Source organism: Mycobacterium sp. 1465703.0 (assembly GCF_001672975.1).
In the GTDB taxonomy this organism is placed as follows: Bacteria; Actinomycetota; Actinomycetes; order Mycobacteriales; family Mycobacteriaceae; genus Mycobacterium.
This window is the reverse complement of the sequence record NZ_LZKU01000053.1, coordinates 1-18,763: the sequence shown is the minus strand read 5'-3', so window position 1 is coordinate 18,763 and position 18,763 is coordinate 1. Positions and strand designations below refer to the sequence as shown.

The window sequence follows — 18,763 nt, the reverse complement described above, 5'->3', positions numbered from 1 at the left end:
GATTCATTAGTAGATCGTGCCGGTCAGGCCGAACTCGGCCAGCGTGTGAGCAGCCAGCTCACGCAACGCGGACTTTGTATTCGCCGCCCCCGGTTGGTAGGCGTTGACGGTGAAATAAATCTTGGAGCCGCCACCGATGCGCCAAGATTGCAGAGTCATCTGGCCGCCCACTAACTCGAGCCACTGTCGCGTTACGCCTTGCCCCGTCGCGCGCGTCAAAATTATCTCGCCGTCGGTGCCGTCCGGGCGGATCACCATCGGGTCGAACGCGTCGAGGTTCGAACAAAGCATGGGGGCATCCGGGTCGGCGAGCCCCGCATCCACCATCCTTTTCAATGCCCGCTTCGGTGTGAATGGGAGCAGCCAGCGCAACTGCAGTGATTCGTCTGGCGCCTCCCGTAAAGTACTCAGTGCCTGCTTGATCGTGCTGCGGAAGTCGGTCAGATCCGTCGTTATGCGGGCCGGGTCGACGCGGACGGTAGCTATCGACATTGCGTTGGCACGCGTATCCCCCTCACCGCGGTCGTTCATCGGCAGATGCAGCGTGACGAAGCCGTCCCTACCTCGGCGCCCGATGCCCTCGGCAAATTTCGCGCCCAACGCTGCGATCAGCGTCTTACCCGTTGCGCCAAGAGCATTCGCACGGGCATCCCATTCATCCAAGTCGACTTGGATCGAGACCGCCGGCACGACGACGACATCGCCGTCGCCTGCGCGCAGGGTGACCGGTCGCGGTGCGGGTGATCGAGCGACATCCTGCCTCGTGCGGACTTGCTTGCGGGCCAGTCGTGCCGCAGCGGAAAGCGCGCGGCCAACCTCGGGCGCGTCCCGTGCAGTTTGGCGAGCATCCTGAACCGCCGTGCGCCATCGGGTACGTGAATGCGGCGCTGGGTAGCCAAGATCGCGAGTGATGCCTCGGACCGCATCAGCTACCACGATGGCAAGCCCTAGGCCGTCGACCACATAGTGGGAAAGCACCATGCTGACCGCGGTCGAGCCATCGGTCAGCGGAAGGACGCCGAAATGCCAGCCGGGCCCCCGTTCTGGATCAATGGGCAGCTGCGAGCGTTCATCAGCCCAGTCGCTGAGTTCCTCGCGTGGCCGGGGGCGCCTGGCGACATCGATGTCGGACGGCCCGCGATCTGCCACCCAACGAGACCGGGCGAACGGCAGCGGAGAACGTTCGATGCGCCGTCCCAACAACCCATAACCGAGATTGTGGTTTACCCGCCTCAGCCCATCGAGGTCAACGTCGCGCTCATAAAGCCATACGACTTGGATCGCCAGGTTAAGGCCGGCGGCTCGATGTCCCGCAAACAAGCCTTGGTCCACCATTGCGAGCCGATTGTCCAGCCGCTCTTCCGCTTTGGGTGTGCGGCTGCTGAAGGATGCCCGTGTGCGACGTATCCGGGCTGGACCTCGACTTGTGGTCATGGCGGCAGAATAGACGGTGACCGGCGCTATCGCCGTGAATTGCTGTCCAGAACAACATCCACGGAAAACAGCGCGGATAGACGGTTCAGATGACGCCCGCGCCCCGGGCCACCAGCGAGAGCCCCACCACTGCGAAAACGGCCGCCAAAACCTGCAGACGGTGAGCCAGTGCCCATTCGTGGAGCGGTTGCAGGACCGCTTGGGTTTTGGTCGGCGACAGGAGATGGCTGACGAGGGTGATCTCAAAAACTGCAAACATTCCGACGACGAACGCGACGGCGGCGATGACCTGCGTGCCGATCGGCGCACCCGAGGCGACGATGGTGGTATCTACGAGTAAGACCATGACCGGGCCCGCCGGCACGAACGTCAAGCCGACCAGCAACGCGACCCACAACGATCCGCTTTCCCATGCGTTGTTCGCGTAGCCGATCAGCCGCCGGATTGCCGATCGGCGCTGCGTCGATCCGTCTTGGTCACGGCTCTGCGGCAGTGAGATTGCGCTCGGCGTGAAGTCGCCAACCGGCGCCAGCACGTCTTCCCGCTGGCGCGTCCGGGAGCGCACTGCAATCACCGTGGCAACCGCCAGGCCGAGTACACCCATGCCGAGTTGGATATGTCGGGCGGCCGAGTCTGGGCCCGCTGTGGCCAAATCATGCGCAATAGACCTGAATCCCGGCATGACGTGCAGCATCACCAGCGGAATCAGCAGGGCGGGAACATTCGCTATTAGGCAACCGACCCAGCAGACGAAAAGGTTTTGCAGCGGCCGCGGTCGGGAGATCAGGAGAAGGACGAGGCCAAGAAGCACGGGATTGAGCGCCCAGAGAAGCGCCATTCCCAGCACGAAACCCCACACGGCCCGGAACCCTACCGTGTCAAGCCTGGCCGCAGGCCGGTTCTGCACGGCGGGACCGGATCAGGGCTTTGAGAGAGGGGCACCCCGGTAAGCATTTCGCGTCAGTCAACCTGGCATAAGCGGGCAGAAGCTTCCAGGAGATCGGCGGCATTGGCAACGCTTTCAGCGGATTTGGTCGTCTGGGTGGCGACCTCGCGGGCCCGAGTGACATATTCGGGGCCGAGGATCCGGCGCAGGTCGGCGACCAGTGCTTCCCGGCTGACCGTTGAAAAGCGCCGCCCAAAGCCAACTTTCAGTCGCTTGACCTGAGTCGCCCAGATCGCCTGATCGGGCGCCGTCCAAAGGATCAGTGTGGGGACTCCTGCGCGAAGGCCCGCGGCGGTGGTGCCTCCGCCACCGTGGTGAACGACCGCGCGGCAGGTCGGGAAAACGGCCGCATAATTCAGCGTCTCCACCACCTTGACATGCTCGAATTGGGGCAAATGGGTGAAGTCACTCCAGCCGGAGCACACCAACGCCCGCTCGCCCAACTGCGTGCAGGCCGCGCCTATCATGGCGAGCATGTCGGCGGCCGATGCGAGCGGGGTGCTGCCAAACCCGAAGAAAATCGGCGGTGTTCCCGCGGCAATCCATGAGGCGACCTCGTCATCGCGATCCGTGGTCAACTCCAGCGTCAGCGTGCCGACAAACGGCCGTTGGTCATTCCATTTCGACCATTCGGCTGCCAGCCCAGGAAAGCAAACCTCTTCGTAGGCTTGGATTTCCAAGGATCCGCGTGCGGTGATCCGTCGCGGCGCGCGGTCCTTCGCTTTTGGCAGACCGAGCTCATGGCGCTGCGCGTCATCGAACTTCTTCACCCCGCGCCAATTCACCCACTCGTACACCGTCAGTGCGTGACGGCCCAGTGGCGGCGGCAGGAACGGCAGGAGCCGGCCGTTGGGCCGCACCGGGGAGACATGCAGCGTGGCCAACGGGATGCCGTAATACTCCGCGACATTGACGGCGGGCTGCTCGAAATTCAGAAAAGTGACCAGCAGGTCGGCCCCGTCCGCCAGCGACCGCAGGGTCGCGGTGATCTGCTCCCAACACTGGACGACCGACTCTCCGATTTCGCGCCACAACCGGACCAGATCTCGGACCTTCCAGAACTTTCGGAATGAACGTGACCAGAGGTCCCGGTGTGCGCCCCACCATTCCCGCGTATCCGGCCCGTAGGCGACCGCCGTAAGCCCGGCCGACTCGGCGAACGCAACGAGGTCAGGTGGGACTGCGATGCGCACGTCGTGGCCACGGCGCAGTAATTCACGGCCGACAGCGACGCAGGGCTCTACATCACCACGTGTTCCATAGCTTGCCAGCACACATTTCATCGCGGATCTTTCGGCATAGAATCTCCCTCTGATCTTCAGCGAACGGTTCTGCGTCCCTGGGTCGCAATTAGCGCCTAATCCACGACGGGGCGGTGTTGTGCGAGTTGTGACTATAACTTAGAAGTAAGACTCTGGACCGTTGCGACCTGCTGATTAACCCCTCGCGGCACACCGCCGGCGATAAATGACAGCGCCCGTTGTCATTTGGGATTAAGCGCTTCGAGCATACGCGGTCAGCTGTACGGTACGGCAATGGAAAACGTACTGGACCAGTTCGACCAGCTCATATTCGACATCGAGCGAGCGACGGGAGTGGTGTCGATGCCACACCCTTTCTGGGTGTACAACCGCCCGGTCGATATCGACGGTCTGCGGAAGTTCCACCACCATCTTCAGCGGGGATGGTTGCCCCGCCGCATCGAACCGTCACCATTGCGGTTCGGCCGGCACCGCTGGGTATCCGCCGACGGCCCGTCCGACATTGAGATCGTCGCGACGCCGCGCCCGCGCGCAGAACTCGACGCCTGGCTCGAGGAGCAGGCCAACACTCCCATCGATGCCGAGCACGGGCCCCCATGGCACCTTGCGGTGCTGCCTTTCACCGACGGCGGCGCCGCGGTGAGCTTGGCCGTCTCACATTGCCTCGCCGACGGTGTCGGGCTGTTGAAAGCGATGGCGGATGCGGCGGATGGCCGCGACGCCCCGATCAGCTGGCCTACGGCCGGGTCGCGCCGGCGGTGGCAGGCCTTGCGCGAGGACGCCCGTCAAGCCGTGCGCGACATTCCCGCTCTCGGCCGTGGCGCCGCCGCCGCAGTACGGCTGGCGCGGCGTGCCAACCGGGCGGGTGCGGGAGCCGCGTCGTCTACTTCGCCACTGAGGCTGCCCACGGGCGCCGACGAATCCCTCACGCCCCCAATGGCAACGGCATTTATCGATGCCGACGAGTGGGAGGCCCGCGCCCACGCACTGGGCGGGACTAGCAATGCGCTGCTGGTAGGGGTGGCGGCCCACCTGGCCGATAAATTGGGACGGGTCACCGCGGACGGCTCGGTGTTGATGAAGATGCCGGTCAATGAGCGCACCGCCGGTGACACGCGCGCCAATGCGGTCAGCCATCTGACCGTCACGGTCGACCCCGCACCCGCGACGACGGACCTGCGCGAGATCCGGGCCGGGATCAAGCAAGCGCTGATCAGCCATCGGGAGACGGGCGACGACGAGCAAGCCGTGATGTCCTTTGTTCCCCTGTTGCGCCTTTTGCCCAAGCGGCTTGTCAGGCTCGTCGACAATACCGTCGTCGCATCCAACATCGGTGTGATCGACCCCGCCGTCATCCGGCCCGACGGCACGGACGCCGACCTCTGGGCCTCGAGGGTTTCGCATCGTGGCGTGACCAAAGCGTTGATGCACCGTATTGGCGGCGTGCTGTACGTGTTGTCCGGAATTGCGCAGGGGCATGTCTTCGTCTCGGCCACTGTTTATCAGCCGGGCTATACCAACTCGAAAGAAGCATTGCGACAAGACCTTTCGAACGCCTTGAATGACTTCTCGCTCACCGGCATTTATATTGGGGCCCCTCCGATCGCACAGCAGTGACGAACCATATCGGCAGAATGCCGGCCCTCGCGTACTATTTCCCCGTCTAACCGGGTCCAGTTCGACGCGCCCGATTTGTAACCGAGTGATTCGCCAAGGGTAGGGGCTAATGACAACCGTCTTGTTCGTGTTGGGAATGGCCCGATCCGGCACCTCCGCGATGACACGCGTCCTGTCGCTGTCCGGGGCCGCGCTTCCACCCGGCATGATCGGCGCCGCGAAAGGCAACCCACGTGGCTTCTGGGAGCCACGCGAAGCCAGCTTCCTCAACGAAAAAATCCTGCGCCGCCACCACAGCACGTCCGCCGACCCCACACTGCGCCTTCTCGACGAACCCACCGACAGACAAGACATCGCCGAAATCAGCACCTACCTCACCGCGTTGCCGCAGTCGGACCTCTACGTCATCAAGGATCTTCAGATAACTCCAATAGCCGGTATGTGGTTCGAAGCCGCCCGCATTGCGGGTTTCGACATCGGTGCCGTCATCGCGGTACGCCATCCACAGGAAGTCATCAAGTCCGTCACCGCGATGATGCCAATAGTCACACCCGAACTCGCCGCCGCGCTCTGGCTGAAAAACAGTCTGCTCGCTGAACGTTACACGCGGGGGCTGCCGCGAGTGTTCTTGGAATATTCCTATCTCCTTGAGGATTGGCGTCGGGAAGTCAAAAGGATCGCCACCGCCCTAGACATCGTTCTCAACCCCGATGACACCGCGATCAGTGAATTCCTCGCCGCCGACGAATGTCACCAGCAGGCCGACGGATCCGCATGCCCGGAACCATTCGGCACCGACTGGCTGACCACTACCTACCGCAATCTGCAGCGGGCCGCGGGTGGTGACACATGGAACCAAGACGAACTCGACCGTGTCTTCGACGACTACCGTGCCGGCGAACCACGCTTGCGCGGCGTGCTAGACAACTATCAGCGGGTCACCAAGGCGCAGCGCTTTGTTCCGCGCAAACTCATCCTCGAAATCGCCGCACTCGTTCACCGACGCAAAGGCACGTGGGCCTGAAACCGAGGGCTAAGCCGCCGCTTGACCAAAACTCCGGATTGTGGATCGATAGTGCCGGTTTCGGGTTATGCTGCCGGGCGGTTGAGGCGGGAAACGCGAGGCCGCCGCTTTCATTTTCGCAGAACGCATACGGGATGTGAAAGGCCTTGATTCGCAATGAAATTCGCGCTGGCAACCTACGGGAGTCGCGGCGATGTCGAGCCGTGTGTCTCACTTGGCCGTGAACTGCTGCGTCGCGGGCACGACGTGCGCATGGCCGTCCCGCCTGACATGGTTGGCTTCGCCGAGTCGGTCGGGCTTGCGACGGTCGCACTCGGACCGGAGGTGCGGCCCATTCTGGACGCCCACCGCACTTTTTGGACCTACTTCTTCCGCAACTTCTGGAAGATCCGCGAACTGATCAGGTTGCGCCGCGAGATCGCGGGCCCCGTCGTCCAGCGCTGGGAGGAGATCTGCGCCACGCTGAAGTCGCTTGCGGACGGGGCCGACCTGCTGGTCACCGGCCTGAATTTTGAACAGCCAGCAGCAAACGTCGCGGAATACTACGACATCCCATTGGCCCCGGTCCATATCTTTCCGGTGCGGGCCAGCGGTCAGTTCCTGTCCTTCCTGCCAGCGGCGGTGGGCCGTTCCGCAATGACGATGTACGAGTGGGTGGCTTGGCGAGCGGCGAAGAAACTCGAGGACACGCAGCGCCGTGAATTGGGCCTGCCCAGGGCCACTCGTCCACTGCCACGACGGGTCGCCGAACGCGGATGGCTGGATATTCAGGCCTACGACGAGGTTTGCTTTCCTGAGCTCGCAACGGAATGGGCGAAATGGGATGGCCAACGCCCTTTTGTCGGCGCGTTGACGATGGACTTGCCGACGGATGCCGATGACGAAGTCGCGTCGTGGATCGCCGCGGGAACACCGCCCATTTTCTTCGGCTTCGGCAGCACACCGGTGAAATCTCCGGCCGACACGATCGCCATGATCAGCGCCGCCTGCGCGCAGCTAGGCGAGCGGGCGTTGGTGTGCTCCGCGGGCACCGACTTCCGCGACGCGGCCCACTTCGAGCATGTCAAGGTTGTGGACGAAATGAATTACGCAGCCGCATTTCCGGCGTGCCGCGCGGTCGTGCACCACGGCGGTACCGGGACCACCGCCATGGGCCTGCGCGCCGGAGTCCCCACGTTGATTCTCTCGACGGATATCGATCAGACGATTTGGGGGGAGCGGGTCAAACGACTGAAGGTCGGCACCTCGCGGCGCTTTTGGAGTGCTACCCAGCAGTCATTGGTCGCGGACCTCCGCCAGATACTCGCGCCGGAATATGTGAGCCGCGCCCGCGAGCTCGCCGGCCGCATGACGACCTCCGCCGAAAGCGCTGCCGCCGCAGCTGATGCGGTGGAGAAGCACGCGCGCCCGAGTTATCGATAACTTGGCCCGAAGCCCTGGGCCGTGCAGGCGCGGCTTTCATGGCACCACCGGCGGTAAACGCGTAGTTTCTGTCCGCTGAAGTGATGACCCCAAGCCTTTTCGCGTGACCCCTGGTCACCGGGCGATCGGCACCCTATTGTACTCGAGTAGGGTAGGGACCTTGTTCCACTCATGTCGACTAGATAATCGGGATCTAGGGGAATTGATGAGTATCACTGTGTTTGATGACAGGTATCGCAGATCGCGTGTGAGGGCCAACCGCGGGGAGCAAAGTAGCCCCCGGCCGACCTTCCAGCACATCTCGGCTGGCTGGCCGGTGGTTTACCGCGAAGTAGGCTGGGCTGCTCGTTTCGGCCACATCGAAAGCAAGGGCGCTGGCACCCGGTGCACAATTCTGCCCGAGGGGCTGGCAGCGGGCCGGTCCTGTTCTGAGAAGTGAGCCGGCCCTCATCGGGGGCTAACGCAGAACTTCACAATCATCTCCTTCCGCTAACGCGGGCGCAGCTGGACATTTGGCTTGCCGAGGAATCGGGTCGCTTTGGTGCCAAGTGGCAGCTGGGTGCGTTGGTGCGCATCGCGGGTCCAGTCGATACTCCTTCGCTTGAGGCTGCGATCCGTCAAGTCGTGCACGAGGCTGAGCCCCTGAGAGCCTCGTTTTTCCAGGTAGATGGTCAGGTTTTCCAAAAGCTGGTTGATTACCCCGACATCGAGCTCGCTCGCTATGACCTCAGGGGCTCAGCGGACCCCACAGAAGACGCACATCGGTTAGCGGCATCGATACAAGGGACGCCGATGCCGCTAAGCGGCCCGCTGTTCAAATTCGCTTTGCTGCAGACGCAGGTAGATGAATTTTATTGTTTCCTATGCTGCCATCATATAGTGGCGGACGGACTAGGACTGGGTCTTTTCTGTCATCGGATTGCAGCGGTCTACAATGCAATTACTTCTGGGGATCTGATTCCTCCCAATTTTTTCGGTTCGCTGCGTGATTTGGTTGAGTATGAATTAGAATACGAGACCTCTCCTGAATATCTCGATGATCAGGCTTATTGGACCAATAACCTTCCCCCGGAAAGAGAACTGCGTTATCGGTTAGCGAATGACACGGGCCGGGGTGACTCGGATGGTTGTTCTGCGCCGACCGAAATCGATCCTGTCATCGTTGGCGGCATTCGCGATCTGTCGCAGGCGTTGGGGGTGCGTCGCTCGTCGGTGATTACCGCGGCATGCGCGCTGCTGGTGCGCGGCTATGATGTCGAGGCTTCGGAGGTGGTGCTCGATTTTCCGGTAACACGGCGCGTGCGTCCCGAAGCAAGGCTGGTGCCCGGAATGGTGTCCGGGGCTGTGCCGTTAATGGTGAAAGCTTCGCCCGGATCGACGGTAGCCGCTTTTTGCGAGCATGTCGATACCAGATTACGAGAAGCATTACAACATCAGCGGTTCCCGGTGCACGTTATTGAACAGAAGGCGCGACTGCACGGCTTCAGGCGTGCGACGAATCGAGTAGCTGTTAATTTCATTCCGCCTACATATATGGCGGATCTTAATGGTTACCCGGCAGAGGCGACCCTGACTAATTCTGGCTTGGTGGACCAATTCGGACTGCTATTCACAAGAGATGGTGATCAGCTTTTTCTAAGCGCGGCGGGTGCCGGGGAGCTGTTTACTAATAGCGACGCCGACGATTTAACCCAGCGCTTGGAGCGCGTGCTGGCGGCGATGATCGCTCAGCCGGAGCGGTCACTGTCGTCACTGGACATGCTGGATGGCAGTGAGCACGCGCGGCTGGGTGAGTGGGGTAACCGGGCGGCGCTGACCGAACCGGGAAGTGCTCCGGTGTCGATTCCGGCGTTGTTCGCCGCGCAGGTGGCGCGCACCCCCGAGGCGGTGGCGCTCACCTTCGAGGGCCGCTCCATGACGTATCGGGAGCTCGATGAGGCCGCGAACCGGTTGGCGCACCGGCTGCGTGGCCAAGGCGCGGGTCCGGGAAACTCTGTGGCGCTGCTGTTTTCGCGTTCGGCCGAAGCGATCGTGGCCATTTTGTCCGTGCTGAAAACGGGGGCCGCCTACCTGCCGATCGACCCGGCTCTGCCAGCGGGCCGGATGGAGTTCATGCTCGCCGACGCCGCGCCGACAGCCGTGATCACCACCGGCGGCCTGCGCGCGCGGCTAGCGGGGTGCGATCTGCCCGTCCTCGATATCGGCGACCCCGTTGTCGAGACCCAACCCAACACCGCGCTACCGGCGCCGGCGCCCGACAACATCGCGTACCTGATCTATACCTCTGGCACCACCGGCGTCCCCAAAGGCGTGGCCATTACCCACCATAACGTCGTACAGCTAGTGGGATCGCTGCATGCAACTCTGCCAGCAGAGGGCGTGTGGTCACAGTGGCATTCGTTGGGCTTCGACGCCTCCGTCCAGGAGATCTTCGGTGCGCTGCTCGGTGGTGGCCGGCTGGTGGTGGTGCCCGAAGCGGTGGCGCGCTCACCCCAAGACTTCCACGCCCTGCTTGTTGCCGAGCAGGTCAGCGTATTAAGCCAAACCGGCTCCGCGCTGGGCGTGCTGTCACCTACGGGCTTGGAGTCGGTGGCTTTGCTGGTGGGTGCTGAGCCCTGCCCTGCCGACGTGGTGGACCGGTGGGCGACCGGACGGGTGATGATCAACGTCTACGGCCCGACCGAGACGACGGTAGACGTCGCAATCAGCGCGCCATTGACCCCGGGATCGGGGAGTCTGCCGATCGGTTCGCCGGTCTCGGGGGCGGCGCTTTTTGTGCTGGATGGGTGGTTGCGTCCGGTGCCGGCCGGGGTGGTCGGGGAGCTGTACGTGGCCGGTCGAGGCGTCGGTGTCGGCTACCTACGTCGGGCCGGTTTGACGGCGTCACGGTTTGTGGCGTGCCCGTTCGGCGGCCCCGGCGCTCGCATGTATCGCACCGGGGATCTGGTGTGTTGGGGCGCTGACGGGCAGTTGCGGTATCTGGGGCGCGCCGATGAGCAGGTCAAGATCCGCGGCTATCGCATCGAGCTGGGTGAGGTGCAGGCGGTGCTGTCCGGGCTGAACGGCGTGGATCAGGCGGTAGTGATCGTCCGCGAGGACCGCCCCGGTGACAAGCGCCTGGTGGGCTATGTCACCGGCACGGCCGATCCTTCCGAGGTCCGCAGCGCACTGGCCGAGCGGCTACCCGCCTACATGGTGCCGGCGGCGGTGGTGGGCTTGGCGGCGTTGCCGTTGACGGTCAACGGCAAAGTCGACAAACGGGCTCTGCCGGCACCGGAATATCACGGTGTCGATCGTTACCGCGCCCCGGCCAACCACACCGAGGAGATCCTCGCCGACATTTACGCCCGGGTGCTCGGCATCGAGCGCGTCGGTGTGGACGACTCATTTTTCGAGTTGGGTGGGGATTCGCTGTTGGCGATGCGGGTGGTTGCCGCGATCAAGGCCACCCTGGATGCGGATCTTTCGGTGCGTGCGGTGTTCGAGACGCCCACCGTTGCCCAGTTGGCGTCCCTGATTGGTGCAGATACGCGCGGGCTCGAGCCGTCGGTGGCCGGTGCCGGGTCTCCGGTCGTTCCATTGTCGTTTGCCCAAAGTCGGTTGTGGTTCCTTGACCAGCTGCACGGGCCCTCAGCGGTCCACAACCTGGCTGTGGCATTGCGGTTGCGCGGGCGCCTCGACGTTGAAGCGTTGGGTGTTGCACTCGGCGACGTGGTGGGCCGTCATGAGAGTCTGCGGACGCGGTTCCCTTCTGTCGAGGGGATTCCTCAGCAGGTAGTGGTGCCCGCCGAGCGGGCCGACTTCGGCTGGGACATTGTTGATGCCGCCGACTGGCCGGCAGATCGGCTGAACGAGGCCATCGGGCGCGCGGTGCGTCACCCGTTTGACCTGGCAGCCGAGATCCCTTTGTGGGCAAGGCTTTTCCGCATCGCCGACGATGAAAACGTGCTGGTGGCCGTGGTGCACGGTATCGCCTCCGATGAGCGGTCGATCAGTTCGCTGACGCGTGATCTGGATGTGGCATATGCCAGCCGGTGTGCGGGGCAAGCCCCCGACTTGGATGCCTTGCCCTTGCAATACGTCGATTACACGCTGCGGCAACGCGCCCAGTTGGACGACGGCAGCAGCCCCATCGCCGGCCAGCTGGCCTACTGGCAGGAGGTCCTGACCGGGATACCTGAGTGCCTGCGGTTGCCCATCGATCGGCCGTACCCGCCGGTTGCCGATTACCGCGGTGCCAGCGCGACGGTGGACTGGCCGGCGCAGCTGCAGCAGCAGGTTGCCCGGTTAGGTCGTGAGCACAACGCGACCAGTTTCATGGTCATCCAGGCCGCCCTCGCCGCGTTGCTCTCTCAACTCAGCGCCAGCAGCAATGTGGCGGTGGGTTTGCCGGTCGCGGGTCGGCGCGACCCCGCGCTCGATGAGCTGGTTGGTGTTTTTGCCAACACCTTGGTGCTGCAGATCGACCTGGCCGGGGATCCCACCGTCGCCGAGCTGCTGGCCCAGGTGCGCCAGCGCAGTCTGGCCGCCTATGAGCGACAGGACGTGCCCTTCGAGCTGCTGGTGGAGCGGCTCAGCCCCACCCGAAGCCTGACCCATCATCCGCTGGTCCAGGTGTCAGTCGGCTGGCAGAGTTCTGAGCCCGCCGGGGCGACGTTGGGTGATCTGCAGGTCACGCCGCTGCCGGTGGACACCGAGACGGCCCGGATGGATCTCGCGTTCACGCTGGCCGAACGCTGGACACAGGCCGGTGAGCCCGCAGGGATCGGCGGGGCGGTGGAATTTCGCACCGACGTTTTCGACGCCCGCAGCATCGAAACGCTGATCGAGCGATTGCGTCGGGTGTTGGCGGCGATGACCGCCGATCCCACCCGGCGGCTCTCGTCCATTGACCTGCTGGATGCTGGTGAACACGCGCTTCTGGACGGGTGGGCGAACCGGGCGGTGTTGACCCAGCCGGTGAGTACACCGATGTCGATTCCGGCGTTGTTTGCCGCGCAGGTAGTCCGCACACCGGATGCGGTGGCGCTGACATGCGGGGAACGTTCGTGGACTTACCGCGAGCTCGATGAGGCCGGCAATCGGTTGGCCCACCTGTTGGCCGGCTACGGGGCGCGCCCGGGACAGTCCGTGGCGCTGCTGTTTTCGCGCTCGGCCGAGGCGGTCGTGGCGGTGCTGGGCGTGCTGAAGACAGGGGCGGCCTATCTGCCGATCGAGCCGGCGCATCCCGACAGCCGGATCGCGCACATGCTGGCCGACGCCGCACCGATCGCCGCGATCACTACCGCGGGGCTGGTAGAACGGCTCGATGGCCAAGGTCTGCAGGTCATCGACGTCGAGGACCCCCGAATCCAGGGGAATCCCGCCACCGCGTTACCAGCGCCAACCGCGGACGACATCGCTTACATCACCTACCGTTCGGGTGCCGGCGGTGTTCCGGCGGGGGTGGCGGTCACCCATCGCAACCTGACCCGGCTGTTCGACTCGCTCGACGTAGGCCTGGAGCTGTCCGCGGGGCAGGTGTGGTCGCAATGTCACTCGTTGGCCTTCGACTACTCGGCATGGGAGATCTTCGGTGCGCTGCTGCACGGCGGGCGGCTGGTGGTGGTGCCGGACGCGGTGCTGCGCTCGCCGGAGGATTTCCACGACCTGTTGGTGACCGAAGAGGTCAGCGTGTTGAGCCAGACACCGTCCGCGGTGGGACTGCTTTCGCCCCACGGTCTGGGGTCGGCGGCACTGGTTGTGGCCGGTGAGCCCTGCCCGGCCGAGCTAGTCGACCGGTGGGGCCCCGGGCGGGTGCTGGTCAACGCCTACCTCAAGACCGAAACGTGGTGTGCTTCCTTCGACACGGCGACAGCTGGCTCGGAAGTGGTGCCCATCGGTTCGGCGGCGCCGGGGACGGCGTTGTTTGTGCTGGATCGGTGCTTGCGTCCGGTTCCGGTCGGTGTGGTCGGTGAGTTGTACGTGGCGGGCGCCGGGCTGGCGTGCGGATATCTGGGCAGGGGACCTTTGACGGCGTCGCGGTTCGTGGCGTGTCCGTTCGGGGAGTCCGGGGACCGGATGTATCGCACCGGCGACCTGGTGCGTTGGGGTGGCGACGGGCAGCTGCAATATGTCGGGCCTGCCGATGAACAGGTCAAGATCGGCGGGTACCACCTCGAACTCGGCGAGGTTCAAGCAGCGCTAGCGGTCCACCCCCGGGTGGGGCGAGCAGCGGTCATTGCGCGTGAGGACCGCCTCGGCGACAAGCAGCTGGTGGGCTACGTGGTGCCGGATCAGGAGACGGTGCTGGTCCGGGAGCCGGAGCGAGAAGCGCAACTCGTCGGGCAGTGGCAAGGAGTGCATGAGGGCCAGTATTCGGGGTCGAGGTCCCAGGCGGCTGCGGCGGCGCTGTTAGGGGAGGACTTCGGTGGCTGGAACAGCAGTTACACCGGGGCGCCGATCCCGTTGGAGCAGATGCGCGAATGGCGCACGGCTGTGGTGGATCGGATCCGGGGACTGCGGCCTCAGCGGGTGCTAGAGATCGGGGTGGGGTCAGGGCTATTGCTGGCCCACCTCGCCCCCGATTGCGACGAATATTGGGGCACCGACTTTTCCGCGGCGACGATCCAGACACTGCAGGCGTCGGTGCCATCGCAGCCGTGGGGGAATCGGGTGCGGCTGCGGGTGCAGCCCGCAGATGTGGCCGAGGGGCTGCCCGAGGGCCATTTCGATGTCGTGGTGCTCAACTCGGTGGTGCAGTACTTCCCCAGTGCGGGTTATCTGCTGGACGTGCTGGCGGTGGCGATGCAGCTGCTGGCGCCCGGCGGGGCGTTGTTCGTCGGCGACGTGCGCAACCTTTCGTTGTTGCGGGAGTTCACCACCGGGGTGGTGTGCACCGATTCAGCCGGTGGTGAGGTAGCCGCGGCGGTCGTTGAGCGGGTGCGCCGGCAAATGTCGGCCGAGCAGGAACTGCTCTTGGCGCCGGAGTTCTTTGCGGGTTTGCCGCAGCACCTTCCGGATGTCGCCGCGGTGGACATACAGCTCAAGCAAATGGGCGCTGTCAATGAACTGAGCGGTTACCGCTATGAGGTGGTGCTGCGCAAAGCGCCGGTGCAGGTGCGCTCGCTGGGCGACTTGCCGTCGCAGCCGTGGCAGCGGTTCGAGGGCCTGGCCGCGCTGGGGGAATATCTGCAGTCGCGGGACGTACCGGAGTTGCGAGTGGTCGGGGTGCCGCATGCCGGGATCTGGCCGGATGTGGCGCTGGCGGAGGCGCTGGCCAGCGCCGATGAGGGCGCGCCGGTAAGCGAGTTACGTGCCGGGCTATCGGCACCGGAGGCGGTGCTGCCGCAGCAGTGTCATCTGCTAGGCGAGCGACTCGGATATGCGACCGCGGTGACCTGGTCGCCGACACCTGGGCTCGTCGACGTGATCTACACCCGTGCCACCGAGGCGGCGCTGTCGGATGTGTACCTGCCGGGCACCCGGGTGGGGTCGTTGGCCGGATACGTCAACGATCCCGCCGCGATCGAACGAGCCGCTGAGTTGCGAGGTTTTATGGCGGCCCGATTACCGGCGTTCATGGTGCCGACGGCGATCATGGTGTTGGACTCACTGCCTTTGACTGTCGACGGCAAACTCGACAACCGGGCGCTGCCCGTCCCGGAGTTTGGCAGTGGGGCTGCGTATCGGGCGCCGCGGGATGAGCGGGAACAAGTATTGGCCGGCCTGTTCGGCGAGGTTCTCGGCGTCGCGTTGGTCGGTATTGACGACGGGTTTTTCGACCTGGGTGGGCAATCCCTGTCGGTGACTCGGCTTATCGCGCGAGTGCGTGCTGAACTCGGTGTCGAGGTCCCCATTCAGGCACTGTTCCAGACGCCCACCGTGGCCGGGCTGGCCAACTGGATCAGAACGCATGACCGGGAACGGGCGCGGTCCGCGCTGACGGTGCGGCAGCGGCCCGCGGCGGTGCCGTTGTCGTTTGCCCAGTCCCGGTTGTGGTTTATCCATCAACTTGAAGGGCCCTCGCCGGTTTACAACATGGCGGTGGCGTTGAGGTTGAGTGGGCGCCTTGATGCTGATGCGTTGTGTGTGGCGTTGGCGGATGTGGTGGGTCGCCATGAGAGTCTGCGCACCGTGTTTGCCGCGGCCGACGGCGTGCCGCAGCAGGTGGTGATGCCCGCTGAGCGGGTGGATTTTGGGTGGCAGGTTGTTGACGCCAGCGGCTGGTCGGGGGATCGGCTGCAGCAGGCCATCGCCGAAGTGGCGGGGCATGGTTTTGATTTGGCCGCCGAGATTCCGTTGCGGGCAAGGCTTTTCCGTCTCACCGCGGAAGAGCACGTGCTGGTGGCCGCAGTACACCATATTGCTGCTGACGGGTGGTCGATCACCCCGCTGGTGCGCGATCTGGGTGCGGCGTATGCCAGCCGGTGTGCCAGACATGCACCCGACTGGGCGCCGTTGCCGGTGCAGTACGTGGATTACACGCTGTGGCAGCGCGAAGTCCTTGGTGATTTCGACGACAGCGACAGCCTCATCGTTGCGCAGCTGGCCTACTGGGCCGACACCCTAGCCGGGATGCCCGAGCGCTTACAGCTGCCCACCGATCGGCCCTATCCACCGGTTGCCGATTACCGCGGTGCCAGTGTGGTGGTGGACTGGCCCGCGCAGCTGCAGCGACAGGTTGCTCAGGTGGCGCGCGAGCATAAGGCGAGCAGCTTCATGGTCATCCAGGCTGCGCTGGCGGTGCTGCTGTCCAAGCTCAGTGCGAGTTCCGATGTGGCGGTGGGGTTCCCGGTCGCCGGACGGCGCGATCCCGCGCTGGATGAACTGGTGGGCTTTTTCGTCAACACCTTGGTGCTGCGGGTCGATATGGCGGGCAATCCGACCTTCGCTGAGCTTTTGGCCCAGGTCCAACAACGCAGCCTGGCCGCCTATGACCACCAGGATTTGCCTTTCGAGGTGCTGGTGGAACGGCTCAATCCGGCCCGTTCGTTGACTCATCATCCGTTGGTCCAGGTGATGTTGGCCTGGCAGAACCTGCCTGGGCTGGGCACGGGTGAGCCCGCCGCGCTGGCGTTGGGTGATCTGCAGGTCACTTCGCTGCCGCTGGACACCCACACCGCCCGCATGGACCTGACATTCACCCTCTCGGAACGCTGGAGCCGGGCAGGTGAGCCCGCCGGGATCGGCGGGACTGTGGAGTTTCGCACCGACGTTTTCGACGCCCGCAGCATTGAGACGCTGATCGACCGGTTGGAGCGGGTGTTGGTGGCGATGGCGGTCGATCCGGCGCGGCGGCTGTCGTCGGTGGATGTGCTTGATGCTGCTGAGTACGTGCGTTTGGATGGGTGGGCCAACCGGGCGGTGTTGGGCGCGCCGGTGTCGGTGTCGGCGTCGATTCCGGAGGTGTTTGCCGCGCAGGTGGCCCATGCCCCGGAGGCGGTGGCGATCACCTTCGGCGGCCGGTCTATGAGCTACCGCGAGCTGGATGAGGCGGCGAACCGGTTGGCGCGCTTGTTGGCCGGCGTCGGTGCGGGTCCGGGACAGTGTGTGGCGCTGCTGTTTTCGCGGTCGGCCGAGGCGGTCGTGGCGATTCTGGCGGTGCTGAAGACCGGGGCGGCGTATCTGCCGATCGACCCGGCGGTGCCGGCGGCGCGCATCGCATTCATGGTCGGCGATGCCGCGCCGATCGCGGCGATCACTACCAACGAGTTGGCCGAGCGACTCGACGGCCATGACGTGGCGGTCATCGATATCGCCGATCCCCGGATCCAGACGTATCCGTCCACCGCGCTGCCGGCGCCCGCGGCCGATGACATTGCCTACCTGATTTACACCTCGGGCACGACCGGTGTGCCCAAGGGGGTGGCGATTACCCACCGCAATGTGATCGAGCTGTTGGTGTCGCTGGACGAAAGCTTGGAGTTGCCGGGTCAGGTTTGGTCTCAATGGCATTCGTTGGCTTTCGACGTGTCGGTGTGTGAGATCTTCGGTGCGCTGCTGGGTGGTGGGCGGCTGGTGGTGGTGCCGGAGTCGGTGACTCGCTCACCAGAAGACCTGCACGCCTTGCTGATTCGCGAGCAGGTCAGTGTGTTGAGCCAGACGCCGTCGGCGTTTTATGCGCTGCAAACCGCCGATGCGATGGCACCGGAGCTGGCTGATCAGCTCAAACTTGAGACGGTGATTTTCGCCGGTGAGGCATTGGAAGTTCAGCGCCTTAGCGGGTGGTTGGACCGTCACCCGGGTTTGCCGCGGCTGATCAATATGTATGGCACCACTGAGACGACGGTGCATGCGTCGTTCCGCGAGATCGTGGACCGCGATGTGGAGAGCAGTGCCAGTCCGGTCGGGGTGCCGTTGGCGCATCTGGGTTTTTTTGTGCTGGATGGGTGGTTGCGTCCGGTGCCGGTGGGTGTGGTGGGGGAGTTGTATGTGGCCGGTCGAGGCGTCGGTGTGGGGTATGTGGGCCGGGCGGGGTTGACCGGGTCGCGGTTTGTGGCGTGTCCGTTCGGGAGTGCGGGACAACGGATGTATCGCACCGGAGACCTGGTGCGGTGGTGTGCTGATGGGCAGTTGGAGTATCTGGGGCGTGCCGATGAGCAGGTCAAGATCCGCGGATATCGCATCGAGCTGGGCGAAGTCCAGTCCGCGTTAAGCGGTGTGGCGGGGGTTGAGCAGGCGGTGGTGGTGGCCCGCGAGGACCGCCCCGGCGATAAGCGCCTGGTGGGCTATATCACCGGGACCGCTGATCCGGTCGTGGTGCGCGCGGCGTTGGCGGAGCGGTTACCGGCCTATATGGTGCCGGCCGCGGTGGTGGTGCTTGACGAGTTGCCGGTGACGGTCAACGGCAAGCTGGACAAGCGCGCGCTGCCGGCCCCGGACTATAAGGACGTCAACCGTTTTCGCGCTGCGGGCACCCCGGTCGAGGAGGTGTTGGCGGGGGTGTTCGCTCAGGTGCTGGGTGTGCAGCGGGTTGGGGTGGATGACTCGTTCTTCGACCTGGGTGGGGATTCGTTGTCGGCGATGCGGTTGGTGGCCGCGATGAATAAGTCGTTGGGTGCTGGTCTTTCGGTGCGG

The 18,763-nt window shown here is 64.4% G+C and carries 7 protein-coding genes; 4 read left to right on the top strand and 3 right to left on the bottom strand.

The features are described from left to right. Positions 1-6: 6 nt before the first annotated feature. The 3 genes from A5625_RS04765 to A5625_RS04755 all read right to left on the bottom strand — a co-directional run bounded on the left by A5625_RS04765 (position 7) and on the right by A5625_RS04755 (position 3,663). Positions 7-1,434, bottom strand: coding sequence for a hypothetical protein (locus tag A5625_RS04765; protein WP_066989533.1), 1,428 nt, complete (start codon positions 1,432-1,434; stop codon positions 7-9). An 85-nt stretch (positions 1,435-1,519) separates the two neighbouring features. After that, positions 1,520-2,293 (bottom strand): GAP family protein, encoded by a 774-nt coding sequence (locus tag A5625_RS04760; RefSeq protein WP_066989532.1) that lies wholly within the window; start codon positions 2,291-2,293, stop codon positions 1,520-1,522. A gap of 101 nt (positions 2,294-2,394) precedes the next feature. Next, the gene (locus A5625_RS04755; RefSeq protein ID WP_066989529.1) at positions 2,395-3,663 is read right to left on the bottom strand and encodes a glycosyltransferase; all 1,269 of its coding nucleotides are present in this window, start codon (positions 3,661-3,663) and stop codon (positions 2,395-2,397) included. A gap of 252 nt (positions 3,664-3,915) precedes the next feature. Here A5625_RS04755 and A5625_RS04750 point away from each other — a divergent pair, with 252 nt between their 5' ends. The 4 genes from A5625_RS04750 to A5625_RS04735 form a co-directional block, all read left to right on the top strand. After that, positions 3,916-5,259, top strand: a complete 1,344-nt coding sequence (locus A5625_RS04750) for a wax ester/triacylglycerol synthase domain-containing protein (protein ID WP_066989527.1) — start codon at positions 3,916-3,918, stop codon at positions 5,257-5,259. A gap of 109 nt (positions 5,260-5,368) precedes the next feature. Continuing rightward, positions 5,369-6,283, top strand: a complete 915-nt coding sequence (locus A5625_RS04745; protein WP_232003435.1) for a sulfotransferase family protein — start codon at positions 5,369-5,371, stop codon at positions 6,281-6,283. A gap of 156 nt (positions 6,284-6,439) precedes the next feature. Then, positions 6,440-7,705: a glycosyltransferase gene (locus tag A5625_RS04740; protein ID WP_066989525.1), complete on the top strand. Its 1,266-nt coding sequence runs from the start codon at positions 6,440-6,442 to the stop codon at positions 7,703-7,705. A 435-nt stretch (positions 7,706-8,140) separates the two neighbouring features. After that, the coding region (locus A5625_RS04735; RefSeq protein ID WP_156747937.1) for a non-ribosomal peptide synthetase at positions 8,141-18,763 on the top strand (10,623 nt) is incomplete at its 3' end.